Below are 23,950 nucleotides of genomic sequence, written 5' to 3'. Positions count from 1 at the left end.
GATTGCCGTCCTTTTTCGATACCACTGATTTTAATATGACTGTGGTTAGCAGGTTTTGGTTTAATTATCACTCAGAATGATCCATTTGACCCATTCAAGCTCATAAAAAGCTAGCCTGCAAACTGATAGCCAAAGCCCCATGCGGCTACCAATACCACTACCCCAGTAACGATACGCAACCATGCAAAGATTTTGAAGTCGCGAAGACTTACCCATGCGACCAGCCAACGAATACACAATAGTGCCACTATAAAGGACACCACAGTACCGATACCCAGTACCAACCAATCCTGACGGTTGGTCAATACGTCACCATGCTTGAGTAAGTCCAGTAGCGCGGCGCCCACAATAACTGGAATGCCTAAAAAGAACGAAAACTCCGCCGATGCTTTACGCGAAACGCCCAGCCAAAGGGCACTGACAATGGTAGCACCAGAACGCGACGTGCCGGGTATCAAGGCAAAACACTGGAACAGACCGATCAGTAAAGCGGTCTTAAAGCTGACATCTTCTGCTTCATTGGCAATAATGACTTTTGGACGATTTTCTACATAAAATATCAGAAAACCACCAATAATCAGCATAATCGCCACGGTAATAGGATTGAATAAATAAGTTTTGATTTCATCGGCAAAGGTAAAACCCACCAGCATCACTGGAATGGTGGCTACAATGAGACTCAAACCCAGTTGTCTTGGATTATTAAGACCTTCTGCCTTGCCGGTTAGTAGTCCCAATAATGCTTGCCATAGTCGTCCCCAATAGTCGTAAATAACCGCCAGAATAGCACCCAATTGGACAACGACAACGAACAAGTCTACTTTTTCTTTGGTCCAAAAACCCATTAAGTCTGCTGATAAAATCAAATAGCCGGTACTGGAAATAGGTAAAAACTCAGTGATACCTTCAACGATACCCATGATGACAGCTTGAATTAATAAGATGATATCCACAATCGCTTTCCTAAAAACGAACCTGCTGGTCGCTTTATATTGTTGTGATACGGTTGCTGCTAGACTTTCGAGAGATAAGGGGTCTAGCCGTCACGCATAGTGTTTAAATCAAGGTCGGAATTATTATGCCTTGCCTTGTTCTTTTAGAGTTTTCCAAGCTTGATTGCGTAGATATTTTGGTAAGGCAAGTGCCGCTTCTGTACCGCCCAAGGTCATGAATTGTGCGATGCCTAATTGCCCAATCACTGTCGCATCAGGGCAGATATCTTCATGGATTGTCTGTTCATGGTGTAGCCTTAATAGGCCAGCACCATTACCAACAATGGGCACGTTGAGCAGCGTTTGGCTGTCATAGTCTAGCAACTGCTCAGTGCTATCACTGTTTTCCGCAACTATCGGTTGCATAATGGCATTTTCTAATTTGCTATCTAATTGATAATGGCCAAAATATACTTGCTGCATGCGCGCATCAAGGGCGCTATAAGCTTGTGTTAAGCCATATCGTTGGTAAGCACATTGCGCAATCGCTTGCAGGCTAGATACGCCGACACAAGGTAAATCATGGGCCACCGATAACGCTTGTACCACCGCCGTATTGATCCGAATACCGCTAAATGCGCCAGGACCACGATTAAATATTAAAGCTTGAAAATCAGCCAGGCTTAGCTGGCTTTCAGTCAAAGCAGCATCAATCATCGGTAATATTTGTTGTGTTTGCTGACGTTTACCGGTTTGAGTTTGGCACGATATAACCTTACCTGTACCATCAAGTATGGCGACTGAACACTGATCAAACACGGTATCCATGGCTAAAAACATCATGACCTCGACTTAAGCGGGTGGTGTGACAAAATAGTGCCCATCATAGCATTTAGGTTCAGCAAGTTTTATCACTTTCTATGTTATTCATACTTTATTTATTGATAGATTTAAAAACCCCCAAAGCGCTTTATCAGCTTTGGGGGTTGCATTGAACTATGGGTCTTTAGGGTTAAGACGGACTTAATTTAAAAGCGTTTTTTAAACTTTTTTGATGATTTATCCGGCATGTCTTGCATTTGCTTTTGCATATCTTCAGCGCTTGGCATATTGTTGGGATCAAGACCCATTTGCTTGGCCAATTGTGCTTGGTTAACATCCTTCATGCCACCTTGGCCTTTCTGCGCTTGACCACCACCAAATAGCGGACCACCACCACCGCCGCCGCCAGATGCACCGCCGCCCATTAGTCCTTGCATAGATTTCATCATTTTACTGATGCCTTCAGGCTTAGAAATCATTTTCATCATTTTTGCCATTTGCTTATGTTGTTTAAGCAGACGGTTGATGTCTTGAACTTCTTTACCAGAGCCTGCAGCAATACGGCGCTTCCGGCTTGGATTAATCTTGTCTGGGTTTTTACGCTCAAAGGGAGTCATTGAATTAATCAACGCTTCCATCTCACGTACTTTTTCTTCTGGCTTGGCATCTTCAACCGCTTTTTGCATATCAGAGCCCCCCATACCTGGCATCTTATCTAAGAAACCTGACATGCCGCCCATACTTTTCATTTGCTGAAACTGGGTCAATAGATCATCAAGGTCGAATTCACCACCCTTTTGCATCTTTTTGGCCATTTTTTCGGCTTTGTCGCGGTCAATCTTTTGCTCAACTTCTTCAACCAAACTTAGTACGTCGCCCATACCTAGAATACGCTGGGCAATACGTTCAGGATGGAACAGCTCTAGCGCGTCTAACTTTTCGCCGCGACCTAAAAACTTGATTGGCTTACCAGTAATAGCCCGTACAGATAGCGCGGCGCCGCCACGAGCGTCACCGTCAGTCTTAGTTAAGATCACCCCAGTTAATGGCAACGCATCGTTAAAGGCTTTGGCGGTATTGGCCGCATCTTGGCCAGTCATTGCATCGACCACGAACAATGTTTCAGAAGGATTGACCGCTGCAGTCAGCGCTTTAATCTCATCCATCATGGTTTCGTCAATCGCCAGGCGACCTGCGGTATCAATAATCAAGATATCTTGGTATTGAATTTTGGCCTCTTCAATAGCACGCAGTGCAATATCAATCGGGTTTTCATCAGTACTAGAGTTAACGAACTTGGCATTAACCTGCCCAGCTACTTGCTCAAGCTGCTGAATCGCTGCCGGACGATAGACGTCGGCTGAGACCAGCATGACTTTCTTCTTATGGCGCTCTTGTAGATATTTAGCCAATTTACCAGCGGTAGTGGTTTTACCTGCCCCTTGCAACCCTGCCAGCAAATAGATGATAGGCGGTTTGCCGGTCATCTCTAACTGCTGATTGGCACTGCCCATCATCTCAGTCAGCTCATCATGGACAATCTTTACAAACGCTTGGCCGGGTGCCAGCTCTTTAAGTACTTCAGCACCCATCGCCTGTTCTTTAACGCGTTTGACAAAATCGCGAGTTACCGGTAACGCCACATCGGCTTCTAGCAGCGCCATACGCACTTCACGTAAGGTGTCTTTGATGTTGTCTTCAGTCAGTTGCCCAGTACCGACGATATTGCGCAGACTCGACGATAGGCGTTCGGTTAAGGTATCAAACATAAGTAGTTCTCAGTTAATAATAGGTCTGTTAATAATGAATTGGTAATTTTTTAGTTGATAATCAATATGGCGGTCAATTAAAATAGTTTTGACTTACTGGCTTTCTGCCTACTTATATTATTCGCCTATTAATACTATCCGTAGAATGTCTATTTAGACTCTAAATATAGAGCGTTTGTTGAATAAATACTTTTTAATACAAGTGTGGCTAAAATAATAATAGCGATGATTCTCAATTAGCCTCTATTTTATGATAAATTGAATAATTATTCTAATCATACCATTTTAGGGTTAACTTGAGCGGCTATGCTGCACTTCTGATACTCAATGAGGCTTGCCTGTGTTACTTGCGTTTGTGATAGCCAGTATGGCTTACATCGTGGTTATTATCCATCTCAGCTGGGCATTGACTACAAACAAGCAGATTAATAAAAACGTCGGTCTGGGCCTATTGATAGTAGGCATGTTGGCGCACGCTGCGCTGTTGTATCCCTACATCTTTACTTTATACGGCCTAAATTTTAATCTATTTAACGTCTTTAGTCTGGTTAGTTTGTTTTTCTTGTTTTTTTTCGTGCTGTTCTGTCTATACCGGCCTATTATCAGCCTTGGTATATTAGCCGCACCAACTGCACTTTTCGGTATGACTATCGGGTATGTTGGCCGCGCGCCTTATCAGCCACTTACTGACGTCAGTATTGGTCTTGAAGCACATATTATATTATCATTTGCCGCTTATTGTGTGCTGCTGATGGCAGCGGTGCAAGCACTATTTCTGCGCCTACAGATTCGTGAGCTCAAGCATCATACCATTCATCGTTTTTGGGTCAACAAGTTACCTTCCTTACAAAGTATGGAAGGCTTATTGTTCGATATGATCTTGGTTGGCTTTGTATTACTCAGTGTCGCGTTGGGGCTGGGATTTATTTATGTAGAGGACTTGCTGGCGCAACATATCGCTCATAAAACGGTCTTTAGCGTTCTATCATGGTTATTATTCGGTGTATTACTCGTAGGCAATTGGCGTGCTGGCTGGCGTGGTAAACACGCTGCCAATATCACCATTTACGCTTTTATCTTATTAGCCATTGGCTTTGTGGGTAGCAAGTTTGTTTTAGAGCTGCTGCTATGAGCTAAAGCGAAATAGCTCGCACCATTAGCTATGACCAGTTATTTACAATCAGTCTTAACGTCTCATTCGCTTAACGTCTTATTCGCTTAACGTCTTATTCGCCTAAGTAGTCTCGATGACGCATTGTTAATTAAAAACTACGGTCTTGTTACCGGTCACAATCACTCGATTTTGTACATGCCAATTAACCGCCCGCGCCAATACGTTGCGCTCTATATCACGTCCAATTGCGCGCAGATCAGCAACCCCTTGACGATGAGTGACACGGTGCACGTCTTGCTCAATAATAGGCCCCTGGTCCAGCTCAGCGGTCACATAATGGGCCGTCGCACCAATCAGCTTCACACCCTTGTCATAAGCTTGCCGATAAGGGTCTGCACCTACAAATGCTGGCAGAAATGAATGGTGGATATTTATAATCTGCATCGGCCAACGCTTAACAAAATCAGACGACAAAATTTGCATATAGCGCGCTAACACTAATAAGTCATTCTCTGACATCAACTCGTGAATCTGAGCTTCTGCGTCCGCTTTATTGTCCTTAGTAACAGAGATATGATGAAAAGTAATGCCAAAATTTTCGACCGCTTGCCGTAAATCAGCATGGTTGCTGACTACGGAAGTAATCTGACAATCAAGCAAACCACGCTGATGCCGCCATAATAAATCCAGTAAGGCGTGGTCAAACTTCGATACCAAGATGCCAACCTTAGTCTTAATCGAGTTATCATGTAAACGCCAGGTCATATTGTGGCGCTTGGCTACCGTATAGGCAAAGCTGGCTTGGAAGTTATCAATAATATCGCTCAAGCCTGCTAACACAAACTCCAAGCGCATAAAATACTGCCCGCCTTCATGGGCGGTCGAATACTGATCCAAGCTAATAATATTAGCGCCGTAACGGTGAATAAACTCTGATACCGCTTGAACAATACCCGCTTGATCGCGGCACTTAATTAGTAGCGTGGCGGTGTCGGTAACTGTTTTACCAGATGAGTTATTAGATAGTGTATGAGATAAGTTTTTCGGTGAGATAATCGTTGCAGTGTCTGACATAGTGAGCCCAATTAAAAATAAAACCCAGCCAGCTATCGGTTAAGTTTTTCCGATAGCATGGCAAATCGGCTATTTTAATCGATTTTGCGATATTTTGCTGATTGGGTTGGTTTGATTTCGTTATTTAGATTACTCATGCAAAAACCCTCAATGTTGGTTGAGGGTTTATTGGAGTTAATCAATAACTTGATTTTACTGTACTAATAGAGTCTCAGTTGTGGTCTTACGATTAGGTGCAGGCGTAGTAACGATTAGTTTAATCTCATCACCTACGCTACAGTTTTGTGATCTGATAGTGTAAGTCTTATCAGTGTCATCTTGATTGTTTCCAAGTACATTTCTACTATCAGGAGTTGATAAGTCCACTTTTTTCGGTTGATTTGGATTAAATGCTGGTACTGTCAATATATTATTAACGATACCATTGCTCGTTATCTGCACTTTACAACTGGCATTATCACCAGTCGTTTTATCTAACGCCTGTACCTGAACTTGAGTATTTGAGGGCATAGATATTTTCTTGTTACCCTGAGGGTTAAAGCCAAACATTTTAAACGTTTTTTGACTAGTACCATTAGAATTTTCCACTATAGTACCCAGAGGGCTAGGGGTGAAAGTTGGCGTAGTATCAGCAAACCCAACCACAAACTGAGTAAAGATTATGCCTGCTGTTGACGGTAATTTAAATTCATTATTATTGACGTCACCACTTTCGTTTTCATCAAGGAAGATACCATTGCCGTTAATCTCTTGAGTATTAGTCCCTGTAGTATAAGCCAATACTGTCACCCGTCTATCATCAGGCAATACCCCTGCAGTGCTTAGGGTTACGTTACAACGACCTTTATTCACAACGCAAGAGTTTGCTGATAAAGTGCCACCTTCTGCGATAAAGCGTATCGTAGAGCCATCTACAAAGCTGTTATTTGCGTCTCGTGCAACGACATTAAGTTTGGTAGAGTCATTTAAGCGTCTAACGTCCATAGTAGAGGGATTGGTCTCTGTAGCAGCCAACACCTTTTTGGCAGGCTCTACCGTGAAATTTGCTTGCGCAGGTACACTACTAATGACTTCAATATTAGTAGTAGTAGCAGTGACATCCACTCGGCTGATCAAGGTTGCTCTTACACTAATATTAGAAGCAATCGTATTACCTGCATATAATGGCACAGTGATGCGGCCAGCACTGTCTGTAGTAAAAGTAAGCGTTTGCTGGTTTCCCCGACTTCCCATACCAAAATCATTGGGTGCATTTAATAGCTCAACTTTTACGCGCTCATTAGCAAATGGTTTATCATCAGCACTAACGACAAATTCAATACTACGTACTGAAGGTAATGTACTGCCTAGAGCACCTATTACCACATTATTAGCACATTGGTCATTACCTGCTCCACTAGCAGAAGAGTCAGGGAATGCTGGTGTATCACCAGAGATACATTGTATGTCTAATTTACCAAGATCTGTAACCTTACCGATAGTCACTGGTAAACGGATAGTCGCGCCACTCTCTGCTATCGTAGCAACAATCTCTTGGCTACCTTCACAGACCCCAGCGTCATAAGTAGCTCTAAAGCCTAAAATATTAGTCACTACATTGCCAACACTGCCACAAGTTGCCACAAAACTGACTGGTACGCCTGTTTGAGGCTCCATATTACCAGAGCTTATGACTAGACCTGTGATATCGGTAGAACCGCCGAAAGGTAATGTGCTTTGCGCTAAGCTAACCTCATCAAAAATTAAGTTAGCACTTTGTAGCGAAAAGAAATAATCAGAGGATAGAACCTCAACACCATCATAGTTTGCATTGGCAGACAATGAATAACTACCGGAATCTGATGTACTAACCGCTTTTAGGGTCATCGTCGCTATACCATCAGCGTTGGTCAAAACGGTGCCATTAGTCTTGCCAAACTTTACTGATGATACTGGCGCATCAGTACCAAAGGTTACTAGCGCACTACTGACAGGTTGACCTCTACTATCAGTGACTTTTACGCTTGCTGTTGCCCCTGAGCTTGTAATAATGCGAGTTATATTCCCTGAATTATCACTAACACTAACTTCACCAATATTGAGAGCCTGTATAGGGCCAGAGTTATCAAATGGAGGTGCAATAGAATCTACCGTATCACCATCTCCACCACCACAACCAGCTAAAGCTAAGGCGCAAGTTAAAGAGGTAAGTTGAAATAATTTAGAAGTAAATGATAACGGACTATAGGACATATTTCGGACTCCGCATCGGCAGGAACTTGTTCCAACAAGCAAACAAAGTTTATTACAATATCTTTGCAATAATCTCGCAAACAAAGTGGCGATGCACATATTTATATTAGTAACAGTTATATTAATATTTTGTATTAAATTTATAACCGCAACTTTACTAACTTTTGCTAAGACTTACAACTCTAAATTTAATCCAGGCATTAGGTAATCGACCACATAACTTTGCAAAATACAGGTATAATAGTCAGTCTTTATAACGACAACCATCACAAAATAATTTGAGTATTGATAGAATTTGTGGTATAAATGTCGGCTTTAAAATATTCTGAATTGATCGACCTGTTATTTGCCTTTAGATGATAGGAATATCAGCTCAACCTTCATATAGTTTTGTTTGGTGCAATGATTCCGCTTGCTGTGTCCATGCCGCAAATGCGCGAAACTTGCCCAGACTGGTATGAGAAACCCTCATACTTCATAGTTAGGAGTTCGCCATGTCTAGAGTTTGCCAAGTGACTGGAAAGCGCCCTATGGTGGGTAATAATGTTTCGCACGCAAACAACAAAACCCGTCGTCGCTTTCTACCAAACCTTCAACGCCATCGTTTTTGGGTAGAATCTGAAAATCGTTTTGTGCGTCTACGTATATCTACTAAAGGTATGCGCATCATTGACAAACTAGGTATTGATAAAGTGTTAGCAGATTTGCGCGCACAAGGTCAAAAAGTTTAAGCCAAGTGCTTGCATGCCATCATTTAAAGGAAAGCTATCATGAGAGATAAAATTAAATTGGTATCATCTGCTGGTACTGGGTATTACTACACTACTACCAAAAACAAGCGCACGATGCCTGGCAAAATGGAGATCAAAAAGTTTGATCCAAAAATTCGCCAACACGTGATGTTTAAAGAAGCAAAAATCAAGTAATAACCATTAAATAATGGGTATGATTTGAAGACAATAAAAAAGGGTTTATCAATTGATAAACCCTTTTTTATTGTCGCTATTTTAAATGTTTACTAGGAACCAGATAATCATATTTATTTTTTACTAGCGCAACTAACTATAATGGGTTGGCTCTTTATCATAAACATGTGCATGCCACTGGCTCATCTGCTTTTTCATAATGACCTGAATAGCGGCATGGATCATATGCTGACCAATGGACTGAGTGTCACTGCCAAGTAGCTCTTTGAGTTTGTCCGAAAAATCAATAGTCATCAGCGGATCTTCATCATTCTCAGTATCGCGTAATAGTAACGTTCCGTCATCTGCTTCTACTAGCTCAAGAGTGGTTTCTTTGGCAAAACCTGAAAACTGATCGCTATTGTCAGTATCCACTTCTATTTCGTTATCAATATCGTATGGCATTTGGCGTTTTCCTTATTATCCCGTCTTATACTTGCATAAAGATGGTAAGCGAATAAAAGCTACCATCTCCAACCCTTTTATAGTAACGCGGGCAAATATATCATAATCATACAATGGACGCTTTGACCTTAGAATTCAAGGGCTACCACAAGAGTCTTACCAATGATCTTATATAAGAGGCATAAAAAAGACGACAAACTAACGCCAGTAACGTAATTTTCCTAAGGTGAATAAGAATGCTACAAACATACCGAGATAATAGACCAGTTTTAGCTCGAAGGTAGGGTCACGGTATTTAAAAGGCAGCGATACTGCGGCAGTTGCTGTCGGTAGTATTAATAGCATCAGCAGCCAATTTTCGATGACATTAAGCCAACTTTGTAGGCCCGTCCCCTGGCGCAAAGACGCCAACCCTAATAATAGGCAGCCAATAATCAACATAACAAACAGACTATTTGGTAAGTCTTTTGGGAAAATAGTCTTTGATATTTTATCTGGTATTATTTGCATGCAAAAGTCCAGTCACAGTTGAACGAGGCGACTTATTGATTAGAAGTTAGTCGATCTAAGAATATAGTAGATAATATTTTAGAATCAGCTATAAGTACCCATCAACCATAATAGAGAGATGCAAGATGTTAGGTAGCCCAAGCTAACCGCATTCCAGCTCTGAATATGCATGCCTTTAACTTTATTGAGCAGACGAGACCCCAGCCAAAAAAATAGCGGAATACCGATCATAAATGCAGACACTACCACTGACGCGTGCCGCAATACTTCTCCAAGATTGTCGCCCACTATTAGGCGGAAGCCATAACCAGCCAAACTTAAAATTAAGGCAAAGACTGCTAGACCAATGGTCAATCCTTTCGGAACTAAGCTCGGAGATTTGACGCTAGAAGATCCAGAGTCATGTTTAGCGTTCTGCGCTTGGATAGGAAGTGCAGACTGAGCAAATGATTGTTGCGTATCCATATGTCACCTCTATATGACTGACAATTAATGCGATTAGATAATTTAATGAAACACTGCTTTAGCAGGTTAAGATTTTAGTAAATCAATGATTCAAAAACCGACTCTTTTAATATAACATTTACGAGTTACTGTTTGCTAATGCTAGCTCATCACGCATAGCGGTAATGGCAGCGCGATAGTCTGGTTGGTTAAAAATAGCAGAGCCGGCGACGAACATATCAGCACCTGCCTCAGCAATAGCGCGGATGTTGTTGGCTTTGATACCACCATCTACTTCTAGTCTGATATCACGACCACTAGTGGTAATCAGCTGCCGTACTTCACGTACCTTATCTAAAGTGTTTTCAATAAACGATTGACCACCAAACCCAGGGTTCACGCTCATTAAAAGGATTTGGTCAACCTTATCCATCACGTAGTCTAAGTGATGCAGCGAGGTGGCAGGATTGAGCACCAAGCCACATTTCGCACCACCGTCTTTAATCAGTTGTAATGAACGATCGACGTGGCCACTGGCTTCTGGATGAAAAGTAATAATGCTGGCACCAGCCTCTAAGAACTGCTCAATCATACCGTCAACCGGTGATACCATTAGATGCACATCAATAGGCGCGTCAATACCATAATCACGCAGGGCTTTACATATCATACTACCAAAAGTGAGGTTCGGTACATAATGATTGTCCATCACATCAAAATGAATCACGTCGGCTCCCGCCTTTAAAACGCTATCGACCTCTTCACCCAGACGGGCAAAGTCAGCAGACAAGATAGATGGGGCGATTAAGTAAGGCGTGGACGGACAAATCATAGGAAGCTACCTAGTTAACGTGTGCTTGAAATACCAATAATATCAATGAGAATAGGAAAAAAATGCTATCGTTGCTTATATTGAGTTTTACAATAAGCACGGCCTACCATAAATGGACGTTTTGCTTGGTGCTTGGTCGAACGACCGGTCACCCGCTGCCGCCACAATCGAAAAGAAGACCTCTTTAATTCCTGACGCATCAATATAATGACATCCGCTTCAGCGAGTCCATAACTGTATTCTATCGCCGCAAACGGCGTTCTATCTTCCCATGCCATCTCTATCACTCGTGACAGTTGCTCAGCATCTAGTGTTGTATTATCTGCCACATCGGTTACTTTTGATAGCGACTCATTTGACTTAACAGTACTAGACGGATCAGTACGAGCTTGTTGCTTTTCTTTCTGCTTTTTCTCTAATGCCTTATCTATATCAGCCTGCATAATGGCAAGCGACGACTCCGCTTTTCGTTGCTTTTCGTTTAATGGATCAGCCACTGGTAATGCCTGAAGATTTGCCATGGTAATTGCCTTTAAAGCGTTTATACGCCTTGTTGTCTTCTATGTTTTTTTGTGAAATACGATCCTATTAATTTTAGCCACTGTTTAGCTCAGTTGGGCCATGCGCCAGTGATGCTCGATATGGTCATTGATGACCGTTTGGATGAAGTAATAGCTATGGTCATGACCCGCTTGATAGCGTAGCGTTAACGGTTGCTGTGCTTTTTTGCAAGCTTGCTGCAGCTTTGGCGTTTGTAGCTGTCCGTCTGCTAAGAACTGATCTGCGGCACCTTGATCCACCAAGATATTCAGATACTGGCGTCCAACGGTCTCAATCATATGCGCTGCATCAGACTGCTGCCATAAGGCTTTGTCATCGCCAAAGTATTCTGTATAGGCCGCTTGACCCCATGCTGATTCACTCGCTGCACAGACTGGCGATAACGCTGAAACACTGACAAACTTACTCGGAAACTTAAAACCTAATAGTAGTGCGCCATGACCGCCCATGGAATGGCCCATGATGCCAATACTACTAATAGCGAGCTCTGCACGCAGCAAGTCATATAGCTCATCAGCGATGTAGCTTTGCATATTAAAATTCTCTGCCCATGGTGCACAAGTCGCATCGATGTAATAGCTGGCACCTTGACCGACAAAATAGCGCTCATCATTGGGGACATCAATATCAGTATCAGTATCACTACGAGGAGAGCTATCTGGGGCAATAAATATTATACCTAACTCACTACATCTTTGTTGGAAATGGGCTTTATGAGTGACGTTATCAGCATTACAGGTCAGGCCTGACAAGTACATAATGGCAGGACAGCGACGACCTGCAAGCGCTTCATCAGGTAAATAAACACTGAAAGTCATCGGAGTTTTGGTAGTCGTCGATTGATGACTATAATAATGCTGCTCACCGTTAAAGCAACGGTTAACGCTCTTTTGGGTTAGTTTTGAATTAGCAGGTAGACTGTGGGCGTAATAGTTATTCATAATTAAGACCTTTTTTATCTAAAATTTATTCAATGAATATTACCTAATGGGCGAAATAATAAAAATAAGCATTGTTTATATAGGTTTTAGTTATATGAGCCTTAGCACTTTGGTGTTTTTCCAAGTATTTCGACTACTGTTTTTATTATTATACTCTTGAGCCCAGTAAGCCCAGATCATCATTATCTAGGCTTACGAGGCTATTGATAAGCAATTTTTATAGAAAGCTGACTTCAATAACACTGACTTGTAACTTTAGGCCAACTATGAAAGTAGCTGACCAAACGATACTGAAGTTTATAATGATACTAGAATTTATAATAAAAAAAGGGTTTACAGTAATGATTGTACGAGCTATAACGGCGGGTATCGTTGGTATTATATAGCTCGTTATTAAGCGGAAGTTATCTTTTGCGTACGACTGCATTTGTTTTATTCATCACTCATTGATTGTCGCGGTCTCAGATATCGTATCGGCATCAATATTTATGGTGACATCAGTAGCGTCAGTAACCTCAGCAGCACCCGTATTATCAGTGATGTTTGCTATAGAGGATTGGGTATTACTGAATAACACCTGCTCAAAAGCAGGAAGCGCGGTCTGCATCAGACTGCCGACTACCATTTGGGGCTCAGAGGGCTCAAAGCCCATAAAGCCTTCGCGCTCACTGACTCGCTGACTGGCATCCTTAAATGCGGCTGCAAAGCTGGTGTTCTCGCGTAGGCTCTCAGCAAAAAAGGCTTGGCCAAAGTAAGTCATCTCTGCCGTATTAGTACAGCCAAACGACATCTTATCCGCCGCTGAGGCCGTGATAACGACGGTAGTCGGTGAAGCCAGCTCATCAATAAAGGAACCCGAATAACAGGCAGAGACTACAATCACGCGCCAGCGAATACCGGAAGCGTCTAACGCCTCGCGTAACCATGTGGCATCCAAATTATCCATTTCAAGCGGCGGATTTGCCAGTTGAATGATGTTTTGGTCGCCATGCGATGATAGGGTTAGTAACAACACATCTTCATCTGCATTCATCTGCTGACCGATCTTTTTTAGCCCCCGCAGAATACTGGTTTTGCTAGCAATCGGCTCATCAAGCCAACTATAAGTATTGTTAATCAAGGCAAGCGAGTTGCCACTAGTGCCAAAACGCACATCAAATAATTGACGCACTTTATTGATCTCCGAGCGAAAAACGTTCTGGTCTGAAAACCCAGCCACACCCATAAAATACCAATCACTTTTGCCAGGTACGCTTGGATTGATACTATCTAGCGCTTGCTGTAGCAGACGTGGCTGCTCATATAACACCGCTTCTTCCAATACCGGCTGCACAGGAATTTGTTTAAAAATAGGCTGGTCTGCGACATTGCGTTGCCAGATGGTTAATAGCGCCACTGCGCCTATCAATACAATGATGCGCTCCCACCAGGGTGTACGTAGGCGGCGAGAAAAGACCCATAATAAGGCCAGCGTTTGCCATAAGAAAAGTATTAGAAATAGTATCGGTAAAAATGAATAGCTCCATTCAGGTAGCCAGCCATGACTGCCCAAAAACTGTACCATACTTTGTAACAGCGCCGATAGCGTATCAGCAACCAACCACAACACCACAGGCACAAAAACCATCGATTGATTACCCGAGCGCCGTGCAAGAATAATACCGCCTAACAAAATAATCATCGGCCAGATCAAATAGCTGACCAAACCTTGCTCATTAAAGACACTACCACTTTCAGCAGCCAACCATGAAAACAGCACGTTGCTGCCCAAAGCTAGCAATGCAAACAGTGCAAATTGTATGAAGGTTGGCTTGACCCAAGAAAACGCACGTGTTGACCCTATCAGCATCCATAAGGCAGCAATAATATTGGCAGCGAAATTAAGCGAAAAACGCTGAAGAGAGATGGTTTTATGCGACGAAAGTGACAAAGACTTAGACCTCTATCAAGTCGAGAGAAATAAAGTAATAACAAGGAATAAATAACATAGTTTGCTAGTTTAGCCTGCTAATCTATCGCGATTGTAACGGATTGTCAGTTATGACGATAAGCCTAATTTGTAAAAAATGACACTATCTGGATAAAAATATCATTAAATTATTGTGAAAGGTTTAGCAGCTCATAATAAGCCTAAAAAATCGTGAATAACAGCGGACAACCATCAAAAAAAGAGGCCTTAGTTTAAGACCTCTTTTCCATTATAATCAAATTTTACTATCAAGTTCTGACACTTTATTAATAAAAGCTATCTCATTAATAGCTCGTTAACACGTTTTAGATAAGCGGCTGGATCTTCAAGCTGTCCCCCGTCGGCTAACAGCGCTTGATCAAAAATCACTTGTGCCAGCTTGTCAAAACTGTCGTCAAAATCAGCGCTACTTTCAAGCTTTTGAATCAAGGGATGCTCAGGATTAATTTCAAGCGTGGGCTTACTTTCTGGTACTTCCTGTCCCATTTGCTTGAGCATCTGAATCATCTGTGGTGACAACTCACCTTCACCAACTACTAAACAGGCAGGACTGTCCACTAACCGCGTTGAGACTTTCACGTCTTTTGCACGTTCGCCTAGTGCTATTTTTAGTTTATCAACGACCGGTTTAAGCGTTTCTTGCGCCTTTTCAGCTTCGGCCTTTTCAGCGTCATCTTGCAAGTCGCCTAAATCAACCGCACCCTTAGCAATGTTCTGCAATGGTGTGCCATCAAACTCAGTTAAGAAGTTCATCGCCCATTCATCGACACGGCTGGTCATAAAGATAACTTCGATGCCTTTTTTCTTAAATAGCTCTAACTGTGGGCTATTTTTGGCAGCGGTCAGGTTGTCAGCAGTCAGGTAATAGATAGATTTTTGACCGTCTTTCATACGCGCTTTGTAGTCTTCAAAGCTAGTCGTGACACTTTCTTGAGTACTGGTGGCATAACGTAACAACTTGGCAATACGTTCTTGATTACCGGTGTCTTCGCCAACCCCTTCTTTAATGACATCGCCAAATTCGGCGTAGAACTGGGCAAATTTTTCTTGCTTACCACTGTCTTCGCTGTTGGCCAGACTTGCCAACATCGTTAGGATACGGCGGGCGTTACCTTCACGAATCGATTTTACATCACGCGATTCCTGTAATATTTCGCGGCTGACGTTGAGTGGTAAATCTGCTGAATCAATAACACCTTTGACGAAACGCAGGTACATTGGTAGCAGTTGCTCGGCGTCGTCCATGATGAAGACCCGTTTGACATAAAGCTTTAAACCATGCTGCTGTTCACGAGTATATAAGTCGACCGGGGCGGTTTTAGGGATATATAACATCTGGGTATATTGCACACGGCCTTCCACCCGATTGTGTGTCCAGGTCAACGGCTCATCCATGTCATAAGTGATGTTTTTATAAAAATCGATATACTCTTGGTCATCAATCTCAGAAGCGGAACGCGTCCATAAAGCACTGGCTTTGTTGATGGTTTCCCACTCATCAGTGAGTACCATCTCACCACCAGCTGGCGCACTTGCATCAGCTCCATCGTCTGCTTGCCCTTCTTCAACGGCGTCTTCTTGCCAAATTTCTTTACGCATTTGAATAGGCAAGCTGATATGGTCTGAATATTTATTAACCAAGCGCTTAATTTTATTGCGGTCTAAATAGCTGTCTTCGCCCTCAGAATATTCTTCTTTAAGATGCAAAGTAATGGCTGTGCCACGCGTGGCCTTGTTGATAGGCTCAACAGTAAATACACCCGTGCCATCAGATACCCAGCGCACGCCTTGGTCAGCAGGGTCACCCGCTTTGCGCGACTCAACACTGATAGTGTCAGAGACGATAAAGCCTGAATAAAAACCCACCCCGAACTGACCAATCAGCTGACCGTCTTGTTTTTGTGATTCAGACAATTTGTCCAAAAAAGCTTTAGTGCCTGATTTGGCAATCGTCCCTAAGTTATCAATAGCATCGGCTTCGTTCATACCAATACCGTTATCGGTAAAGGTAATAGTCTTAGCGGCTTCATCAACGGCAATACGAATGCGCAGCTCGCCATCATTTTCATAAAGACTGTCATCGTTGGTGGCTTCAAAACGCAATTTATCACAGGCATCAGAAGCGTTTGAAACCAACTCACGGACGAAGATGTCAGCATTAGAATAAAGCGAATGAGTCACCAAATGCAATAATTGGGCAACTTCCGCTTCAAAAGTATGTTTTTTTAATTCTGGGTTTTGTTCTTCAGCACTTTGGCCATCAACTGGGGTCGACTCACTCATAAAAACTCCTTTGTATTGTTATATGATATTTACTATAAAATAGCGGTATTCAAGCTAAGCGTTCTTATAAGTATAAAAAAATATAGTTGTAAACATAACGCTCAACGTCAAATACAGCCACACTGGTTATACAAATAGGGGCGCTGAACAAAAATTCAAGCGCCCCAGCTGCTTTAAGTGGTCTTTATTATGGTTATTAGCTTGTCTGTACATCATTTATTAGCAATAACGACAAATTTAACGGGGCATTGGACGGATAGTGAGAATTTGTTCACTACGCCCAAAGGGTCCCTGGGTGTCATGAAGTACGCTACTGGTCACACCTATGCCATCAGTACCGTACTGTTGTACCGCCTCAATACCCAACCAGCGACCTTGTGGTGAGCGGTGCATATGAATTTGTAAGTCGGTATTAGGGAACATCCAACCAGCATCTGCTAATCCCAGCCCAAGCCTAGGAACCACGCCGTTGGCGGTATCGACCATACCTAAAAGGTGCACTAAGTCATCAGTGGGTTCGTCAGCTATCATATCAACATCGGTGGTTATCCACACCATACCTTTACCAGGACGACGGTCTGCCTCAGCGACCAGGCGCACGCTTTTGATAAAACCACCCGGCCAACCTTTCATGTCGTCCCAAACGGGTAACTCATCAGGCTGATGGGGCGCGCTTTTGTCTTCAAGCCCTACAATCATGCTGGTATCTTGAGTCAACAGTCGCCAAGCGCGAGCAATGATACAATCGCGATCCCGACTGCTCATTACCGACTCAATCAGCTCAATGGTCTTACCGGGACGAATACAGCGCGTAGTAATGGTAAAGTCATCAAGCGGTATCAGCCCTAAGATATCAAGGCTAATACGAGCAATACGCATGTTGTCTTGCGGCGCAAACTGGCTGAGCTCGCGGCTAAGAACCCCAGTAGCTGGTGCCATATGCTGTTCGTGCTCGTTCCACGCCCCTTGCGCATGCTCGGTGGGCTGATAATGCGCAACACTGACCCCATCTGCTTGCTGTTCGCGTTCGACACATTGATAATAAGCTGACATCGTTATCCTTAACTTTTTTTATGAATAGTTTTTAGTAGCAATATTCTCTTTTGTGAGACGCTGTTATTCATAAGCACTTACTTGCTATAAGCACTTACTTTATAGCAACGCACAGTATAAGCAGTTGCTATTATTATATGAAATATGGGGTTACTAACTCATATCCTTGACAGGATATTGACTCTACTTGCTAACTTGTGCGACTGGAATACGCAATTCCTTGGGTAGACTAAAGATCACATCCTCCTTAATACCTGCTAGCTCATTAGGCATTTGACCACCCCAATCTTGCAGCTGTTGCAGTACTTCTTGAATCAGTACTTCAGGCGCTGAAGCACCAGCGGTAACGCCAACACTCTGTACACCATCAAACCAGATACTACTCATTTCACTAGCATTATCGATCAAATAAGCCCGACAATTCATGCGCTCAGCCAGCTCACGCAAACGATTAGAGTTTGATGAGTTTGGTGAACCAACGACCAATACCACCTCACAACGACTCGCTAAATCTTTAACGGCATCTTGACGGTTTTGAGTGGCGTAACAGATATCATCTTTACGTGGACCTTGAATGCTTGGGAATTTGACACGCAGCGCATCAATGACTCGAGCGGTGTCATCCATCGATAAAGTAGTTTGAGTCACAAATGCTAGACGCTCAGCATTTTGTACCGTTAACTTTTCGACATCGGCTTCATTTTCAACCAAATGAATGTGGCCGCCATGACGGTGGCTGAAACGTCCCATCGTACCTTCAACTTCAGGATGGCCAGCATGGCCAATCAGCACAGCGTCCATGCCCTCATTAGCGAACTTTGCTACTTCCATATGCACTTTAGTAACTAGAGGGCAAGTGGCATCAAATACGGTCAGATCACGCCTTGTGGCTTCATCTTCGACTGCTTTTGACACCCCATGCGCCGAAAAAATAACAATCGAGCCATCGGGTACTTCATGGAGCTCTTCGACGAACACGGCCCCGCGATTGGCTAAGTCTGAAACTACAAACTTATTGTGCACCACTTCGTGACGAACATAGATGGGGGGCTCAAAACGCGTTAAGGCTTGGTTGACTATCGCAATCGCGCGATCCACACCAGCACAAAATCCACGTGGATTGGCAAGATAAATTTGCATAAGGTGGCCTATCATTGGATAATTTGGTTTCAAAGCGAATGCCCTACTTTAGCATAATTTGCTTTTATTGCCCTTTAAAATAGCAGTTACTGACTGTTAAAAAACGGTTACTTCAATCTTACAGTGCTATAAAATGCAGGCATTGTTAAACATTCGTCATCTATAACCGTCTAAATGAAGACGTTTTCTATTTTTACCAGCCACTTTTGACAATCATTTTTTAAACTGTGTTTCATTCTTTAACTTTGGTTATTTTTATTTCTATATAATCAACCTACACTAACATCGATAACAGAAAACCAGATATAAGCGCTACATTATTGCGATTAGCGAGATTGACGCTATAGCGGTTTTATATTGGTCAGACTATAACTTTTTTAGGATATACGGTATGACAGGTTCGCTATTTATTATTACCGCCGCCTCCGGTACAGGCAAGACCTCACTGGTGAAGCAGCTACTCGCCACCACCAACGACTTGACCGTGAGTATTTCCCACACCACCCGCGCCTCGCGTCCTGGCGAGATTGATGGTCACCATTATCATTTCACCGAAGTAGAGGCCTTTACTGCGGCTATCAGCGAGGGTAAATTTTTGGAGCACGCAGAAGTTTTTGGCAATTATTACGGCACCTCAGAACAGAGTGTGCGCACGCAGTTAGACGCGGGTGTTGATGTGATTTTGGAGATTGATTGGCAAGGTGCCTTACAGGTCAAAAAGATATTTACTGAGGCCACCATGATTTTTATCTTGCCACCAAGTATTGCAACGTTACGCCAACGGCTATCGACCCGCGCTCAGGACACTATAGAGGTCATAGAGCAACGCCTATCTGGAGCGGTCACAGAAATGGCGCAGTACGTTCATTTTGACTTTGTTCTTATTAATGACAATTTTGAAGTCGCGCTGACGGAACTAAAGGCCATTATCGTCGCTGATAGACAGACTCTAAAACGCCAGCAGCAACGCTATCACCGTACCATTACCACCCTACTTAATAATAATTTAAATGATTGACCAAACAATCAAACTTAAGCCGATACCACTTCGAATAGATTAAGTATAAAAAGCAACTGCGCGACTAAACAAAAAATGCTATAATAGCTGGTTATTTAACCTTCATACATTTTTATATTATTATTACTATTTTTATTGGGTAGCGCACCATATCTGCTACTCATAAAAACAACCAAGGTAGCTATCTATGGCACGAGTGACGATTGAAGATTGTTTGGATAATGTTGATAATCGCTTTGAGCTGGTGTTAGTCGCCAGCAAACGCGCCCGTCAGTTAGCCAAAGGTATCGCTGAGCCGTTAGTTGAAGTCGATAATGACAAGCCTACGGTCTTGGCGCTACGCGAAATTGCTGCGGGCAAAATCACCCGCGATATCCTAAATCAGCCGGAGCATAACTTTGCTACCAGCTCAATGGACTTAGCATTGTCAGGTGATCACGGTTTTTAGAGTGACCGTTATTAAAGTGGCCGTTGTTAAAGTGGCCGTTGTTAAAGTGGCCGTTGTTAAAGTGGCCGTTGTTAAAGTGGTTATGTTCTAAAGCGATAGTGGCTTAGGCGTAATTTTAGCCTGTGGCTATTTTACTCCTGGCGCTACAGACTAACTATCTAAATCAGAGAACCACAGTATAATGCTGTGGTTTTTGCTATTTGATTATAGTAATGCCTTCTTATTAAGTAATGCCTTCTTATTAAGTAATGCCTTCTTAAATTATTTAAAGACTGTTGATAATAACCGCTCATATTAAAACTTGAGCGAGTGTTCAGTGACCCTTTAAGTAACAATCCTGCATTTTTTATACCATCTATTCGCTTAACGGTTGACATTGAGCTCAATTTACGATTAATTAGAGGGTGGTTTCCCAATTTTCTGACTTGTTCTCTAGATTTCTCCAGTCATCTGAATTTTTCCAGTAGTAAGTCAGCCCTCATTTATATTAATAACCATCACTTGTTGGTTAGACACGTAATCACTATCAGATTAGCGATCGGCAGATAGATAACGAAGAATAGGATAGCCCCCTTTATGAGCCAAACTTTCCCCAAACTCAGTCATCATATGGTTGATGAAGCGCAATATAATTTGCTACGCTCAGTAGGCTATTTGAACGCAGCTGAGCGCCGCGATATTGTTGATGCCTGTAAGTTTGGTGATATTGCACACATCAAAGACAAACGTAAGTCAGGAGAGCCTTATATCACCCATCCGATTGCGGTCGCGGAGATATTAGCCGGCTTTCGCTTGGATCGAGATACGATTATTGCTGCAATTTTACATGACACCGTTGAAGATACTGAGGTTAGTGACGATCAGCTCGAACAGCGTTATGGCAAAATAGTCGCTAGATTAGTCGATGGCGTTACCAAATTAAAATCCTCTACTCATAATAAACAACAAAACAAAGCGGCCACCTTTCACAAAATTCTTACCGCGACCCTTGCTGACCCGCGAGTATTGATTATCAAACTCGCTGACCGCCTGCATAATATGTCTACCCTCGATGCCGTACGCCCTGAAAAACAGCGCGCTACTGCTCAAGAGACCCTAGATTTTTACGTGCCATTTGCCCGTCTGATGGGTCTTAATGATATTGCCGACTATATTGAAGAACTGTGTTATCGTAACCTTGATTCTGACATGTATAACAAGCTGTCTGACAAGCTGTTACAACACGGACTTGGACGTAATTTCCAAAGAGAGTCCGTACATCGCTATCTGACCATCGTCATGAATAATCTAGAGCTTAGCGGACACGTTAAAGTACTGGACAACCGGGTGGTTATATATCGGCAGTTTTTCCGTAATCGTGGTGAAATTAACGCCTTGTTGCGCCATTATGCTTTTGAGATTGTGCTCGATAATATTGAGGCGTGTGACAAGCTGGCTTATTATCTGATTAAAAAATATCAGATAGATGATACCCATATTGGAGACAATATTCGACGCCCATTGCCTGGTGGTAATCAGTCACTAACTCTTATTTATGAGCGTGATAATGACTTTGTCAAAGTAACTATTTTAACCAAGCAAATGCAAAAGGCCGCACGACTTGGGGTGATCGGTGCCGAGCATGCCTCTGATGTCAGCCAATCGGTTATTCAAGCATCGCTACGTAATATGAAAGACTTAGTCGATGAAGACAACTTAGACAAAAATAGCCCTGATTTTACAGTAGCAGTCTCTACCATCAACGAGTTAATGGATTATCTACATTCTAGTAAAATCCTGTGTTATAGTCCGCGAGGCCGGGCTTACGAGTTGCCACAGGGTGCAACCGCGCTAGACTTTGCTTACGCCGTTGGACCTATGGTCGGTAATGTGGCTGTCGGTGCAAACGTCGATGGCAAGCACGCTAAGCTTGGCACTGTGGTCACGAACGGACAGCTGATTGAGATTGAAGTCGATAAGAATTCTGAGCCTAAAGCTGAATGGCTAGGCTTTGTGGTTACTAACAAGGCCCGAGAACAAATTCTACGCTGGTTTAAAGATTTATCCGCATACGATAAGCAACGCCACGGTAAACAGGCATTAGATCGCGCCTTAAAACCCTACCAAAAAAGTCTCGATGACTTAACAGATAGCGACTGGACCCACATACTTGAATGGCGCGGTCTACTGGAAAAGAATGCGCTATTTGAGCAAATCAGTTCCGGCACCTTGCTGCCTCAACTGGCAGTATCACGCTTGTTCAGTGATGAGGTAACCGGCCTTCATACTCAAAAACACACTCATGAGATGGCACAGCCGCAGCAGCTGATTGCGAATACTGCAGGAGTTGAGCTTGATTTTGCCAATTGTTGCCACCCTATCTATGGTGATCCTATCGTCGGGCATTTATCACGTCACGGCTTAGTCGTACATCGCCACAAGTGCTTTTCACTTGACGACATTCGTAAAGATAATCCTTATCAAATTATACAGTTACGCTGGCGTAATGATAAGGCGATCCAGCAAAGCGAAACTGGTGATTACGGGGGGAAAATTCGTTTCCCAGCTTACTTAAAACTTTCTATAGCGCTCAGTGATGAACAAATTAGTGAAGTCATCTACCATCTGCGCCAACTGAATATGGGAGTCGAAACTGTTGATGTGCGTAGTAGTGATACCATTATCCACATCATCGTTCGTAGCCGTAACCATTTAGCACAAGGTATCCGTGAGCTACGCTCGCTACTGGGTTTCCCTAACATCATACGACTGTATCAGCTGTAAATACTTTAATAATGTCGCTTAATGACAGATACTCATAACTAATAACTAATAACTAATAACTAATAACAGGTACTAATAACAGGTACTAATAATAGTAGCTGATTACTATTGATAGTTAGGGCGTATGGAGCTACGAGGCTTTAACCCTAGCTTTGAGAATACTTAAAACATATTAATTTCATCCGCTAAGAACTTAGCGACTTAACGCATCAAAAATACTATAAGGATATATTATGACCCGTCAAACCATCCAAACTGATAAAGCAGCCGCTGCTGTTGGCACTTATTCACAAGCCGTAAAAGTAGGCAACACCGTCTATATTTCAGGACAGCTAGGCTTTGATCCTGAAACTATGGAACTACGAGATGGTTTTGAGGCGCAAGCCAAGCAAGTATTTGCCAATATTAAAGCGATTTGTGAAGCAGCAGGCGGCACTCTAAACGACGTGGTCAAATTTAACGTGTCATTAACTGATTTAAACGACTTTGCGACTCTTAATGAGTTATTTGCCGCTAACTTAAGCGAACCTTATCCTGCCCGTGCTGCCGTACAAGTTGCGGCCTTACCTAAAGGCGGCGTGGTTGAAATTGAGTCTATTTTATACATTGAATAACGTAAACAGCTAGAAATACTTAAGTCCTTTTAGCAAAGTACAGTTATCAAGTACATAAGCT

General features: G+C 42.7%; 22 protein-coding genes. 7 read left to right on the top strand and 15 right to left on the bottom strand.

Annotated features, from left to right (window positions below):
• Positions 1-110: 110 nt before the first annotated feature.
• From RCH20_RS02550 to ffh, 3 genes are all read right to left on the bottom strand, one after another.
• Positions 111-953 (bottom strand): undecaprenyl-diphosphate phosphatase, encoded by an 843-nt coding sequence (locus RCH20_RS02550; protein WP_327192461.1) that lies wholly within the window; start codon positions 951-953, stop codon positions 111-113.
• A 123-nt stretch (positions 954-1,076) separates the two neighbouring features.
• Positions 1,077-1,772 carry a tRNA (adenosine(37)-N6)-threonylcarbamoyltransferase complex dimerization subunit type 1 TsaB gene (tsaB, locus tag RCH20_RS02545; RefSeq protein WP_209958946.1) on the bottom strand — a complete coding sequence of 232 codons (696 nt, stop codon included), beginning with the start codon at positions 1,770-1,772 and terminating at the stop codon, positions 1,077-1,079.
• Between the two features lie 188 nt (positions 1,773-1,960).
• A complete protein-coding gene (ffh, locus tag RCH20_RS02540) occupies positions 1,961-3,523 on the bottom strand; it encodes a signal recognition particle protein (protein WP_327192460.1) in 1,563 nt (520 codons plus the stop codon).
• A gap of 340 nt (positions 3,524-3,863) precedes the next feature.
• On the opposite strand from ffh, the gene RCH20_RS02535 reads away from it, so the two are divergent.
• Positions 3,864-4,655: a cytochrome C assembly family protein gene (locus RCH20_RS02535; protein ID WP_209956509.1), complete on the top strand. Its 792-nt coding sequence runs from the start codon at positions 3,864-3,866 to the stop codon at positions 4,653-4,655.
• Between the two features lie 126 nt (positions 4,656-4,781).
• On the opposite strand, the gene purU is transcribed toward RCH20_RS02535, so the two are convergent.
• Entirely contained in the window at positions 4,782-5,711 is a 930-nt protein-coding gene (gene purU / locus RCH20_RS02530; RefSeq protein WP_327192459.1) for a formyltetrahydrofolate deformylase, read from the bottom strand.
• A gap of 192 nt (positions 5,712-5,903) precedes the next feature.
• Positions 5,904-7,943, bottom strand: a complete 2,040-nt coding sequence (locus RCH20_RS02525) for a hypothetical protein (protein ID WP_327192458.1) — start codon at positions 7,941-7,943, stop codon at positions 5,904-5,906.
• Positions 7,944-8,437: 494 nt separating this feature from the next.
• Here RCH20_RS02525 and rpmB point away from each other — a divergent pair, with 494 nt between their 5' ends.
• Complete coding sequence (gene rpmB, locus RCH20_RS02520; RefSeq protein ID WP_147224075.1) at positions 8,438-8,674, top strand: 50S ribosomal protein L28; 237 nt, start codon at positions 8,438-8,440, stop codon at positions 8,672-8,674.
• 39 nt (positions 8,675-8,713) lie between these two features.
• Positions 8,714-8,869, top strand: a complete 156-nt coding sequence (gene rpmG, locus RCH20_RS02515) for a 50S ribosomal protein L33 (protein ID WP_209956507.1) — start codon at positions 8,714-8,716, stop codon at positions 8,867-8,869.
• A 132-nt stretch (positions 8,870-9,001) separates the two neighbouring features.
• Here rpmG and RCH20_RS02510 read toward each other — a convergent pair whose 3' ends face one another.
• The 10 genes from RCH20_RS02510 to ispH form a co-directional block, all read right to left on the bottom strand.
• The gene (locus RCH20_RS02510) at positions 9,002-9,313 is read right to left on the bottom strand and encodes a hypothetical protein (protein WP_209956506.1); all 312 of its coding nucleotides are present in this window, start codon (positions 9,311-9,313) and stop codon (positions 9,002-9,004) included.
• Positions 9,314-9,511: 198 nt separating this feature from the next.
• Entirely contained in the window at positions 9,512-9,823 is a 312-nt protein-coding gene (locus tag RCH20_RS02505) for a hypothetical protein (protein WP_209956505.1), read from the bottom strand.
• Between the two features lie 84 nt (positions 9,824-9,907).
• Positions 9,908-10,288 carry a hypothetical protein gene (locus tag RCH20_RS02500; protein WP_442793085.1) on the bottom strand — a complete coding sequence of 127 codons (381 nt, stop codon included), beginning with the start codon at positions 10,286-10,288 and terminating at the stop codon, positions 9,908-9,910.
• Between the two features lie 118 nt (positions 10,289-10,406).
• On the bottom strand, positions 10,407-11,099 hold the full coding sequence (gene rpe, locus RCH20_RS02495) for a ribulose-phosphate 3-epimerase (protein WP_209956504.1): 693 nt from the start codon (positions 11,097-11,099) through the stop codon (positions 10,407-10,409).
• 65 nt (positions 11,100-11,164) lie between these two features.
• Positions 11,165-11,428 (bottom strand): TIGR03643 family protein, encoded by a 264-nt coding sequence (locus RCH20_RS02490; protein WP_327192546.1) that lies wholly within the window; start codon positions 11,426-11,428, stop codon positions 11,165-11,167.
• A gap of 276 nt (positions 11,429-11,704) precedes the next feature.
• Positions 11,705-12,601, bottom strand: coding sequence for an S-formylglutathione hydrolase (fghA, locus tag RCH20_RS02485; protein WP_327192457.1), 897 nt, complete (start codon positions 12,599-12,601; stop codon positions 11,705-11,707).
• A 439-nt stretch (positions 12,602-13,040) separates the two neighbouring features.
• Positions 13,041-14,531, bottom strand: a complete 1,491-nt coding sequence (locus tag RCH20_RS02480; RefSeq protein WP_327192456.1) for a C13 family peptidase — start codon at positions 14,529-14,531, stop codon at positions 13,041-13,043.
• A gap of 315 nt (positions 14,532-14,846) precedes the next feature.
• Positions 14,847-16,853, bottom strand: coding sequence for a molecular chaperone HtpG (htpG, locus tag RCH20_RS02475; RefSeq protein WP_327192455.1), 2,007 nt, complete (start codon positions 16,851-16,853; stop codon positions 14,847-14,849).
• A 237-nt stretch (positions 16,854-17,090) separates the two neighbouring features.
• Entirely contained in the window at positions 17,091-17,906 is an 816-nt protein-coding gene (locus RCH20_RS02470) for a thioesterase family protein (RefSeq protein ID WP_327192454.1), read from the bottom strand.
• 183 nt (positions 17,907-18,089) lie between these two features.
• Positions 18,090-19,046 (bottom strand): 4-hydroxy-3-methylbut-2-enyl diphosphate reductase, encoded by a 957-nt coding sequence (ispH, locus tag RCH20_RS02465; protein ID WP_327192453.1) that lies wholly within the window; start codon positions 19,044-19,046, stop codon positions 18,090-18,092.
• Between the two features lie 391 nt (positions 19,047-19,437).
• Between ispH and gmk the strand changes: the two genes are divergently transcribed.
• The 4 genes from gmk (at position 19,438) to RCH20_RS02445 (ending at position 23,889) form a co-directional block, all read left to right on the top strand.
• Positions 19,438-20,064 (top strand): guanylate kinase, encoded by a 627-nt coding sequence (gene gmk, locus RCH20_RS02460; protein ID WP_209956498.1) that lies wholly within the window; start codon positions 19,438-19,440, stop codon positions 20,062-20,064.
• 187 nt (positions 20,065-20,251) lie between these two features.
• The gene (gene rpoZ, locus RCH20_RS02455) at positions 20,252-20,512 is read left to right on the top strand and encodes a DNA-directed RNA polymerase subunit omega (protein ID WP_209956497.1); all 261 of its coding nucleotides are present in this window, start codon (positions 20,252-20,254) and stop codon (positions 20,510-20,512) included.
• 576 nt (positions 20,513-21,088) lie between these two features.
• Entirely contained in the window at positions 21,089-23,275 is a 2,187-nt protein-coding gene (locus RCH20_RS02450) for a RelA/SpoT family protein (RefSeq protein WP_327192452.1), read from the top strand.
• A gap of 233 nt (positions 23,276-23,508) precedes the next feature.
• Positions 23,509-23,889: a Rid family detoxifying hydrolase gene (locus RCH20_RS02445; protein ID WP_209956495.1), complete on the top strand. Its 381-nt coding sequence runs from the start codon at positions 23,509-23,511 to the stop codon at positions 23,887-23,889.
• Positions 23,890-23,950 lie beyond the last annotated feature (61 nt).

Source organism: Psychrobacter sp. PL15 (genome assembly GCF_035984995.1).
In the GTDB taxonomy this organism is placed as follows: domain Bacteria; phylum Pseudomonadota; class Gammaproteobacteria; order Pseudomonadales; family Moraxellaceae; genus Psychrobacter.
This window is presented reverse-complemented; position numbering and strand designations above follow the sequence as displayed.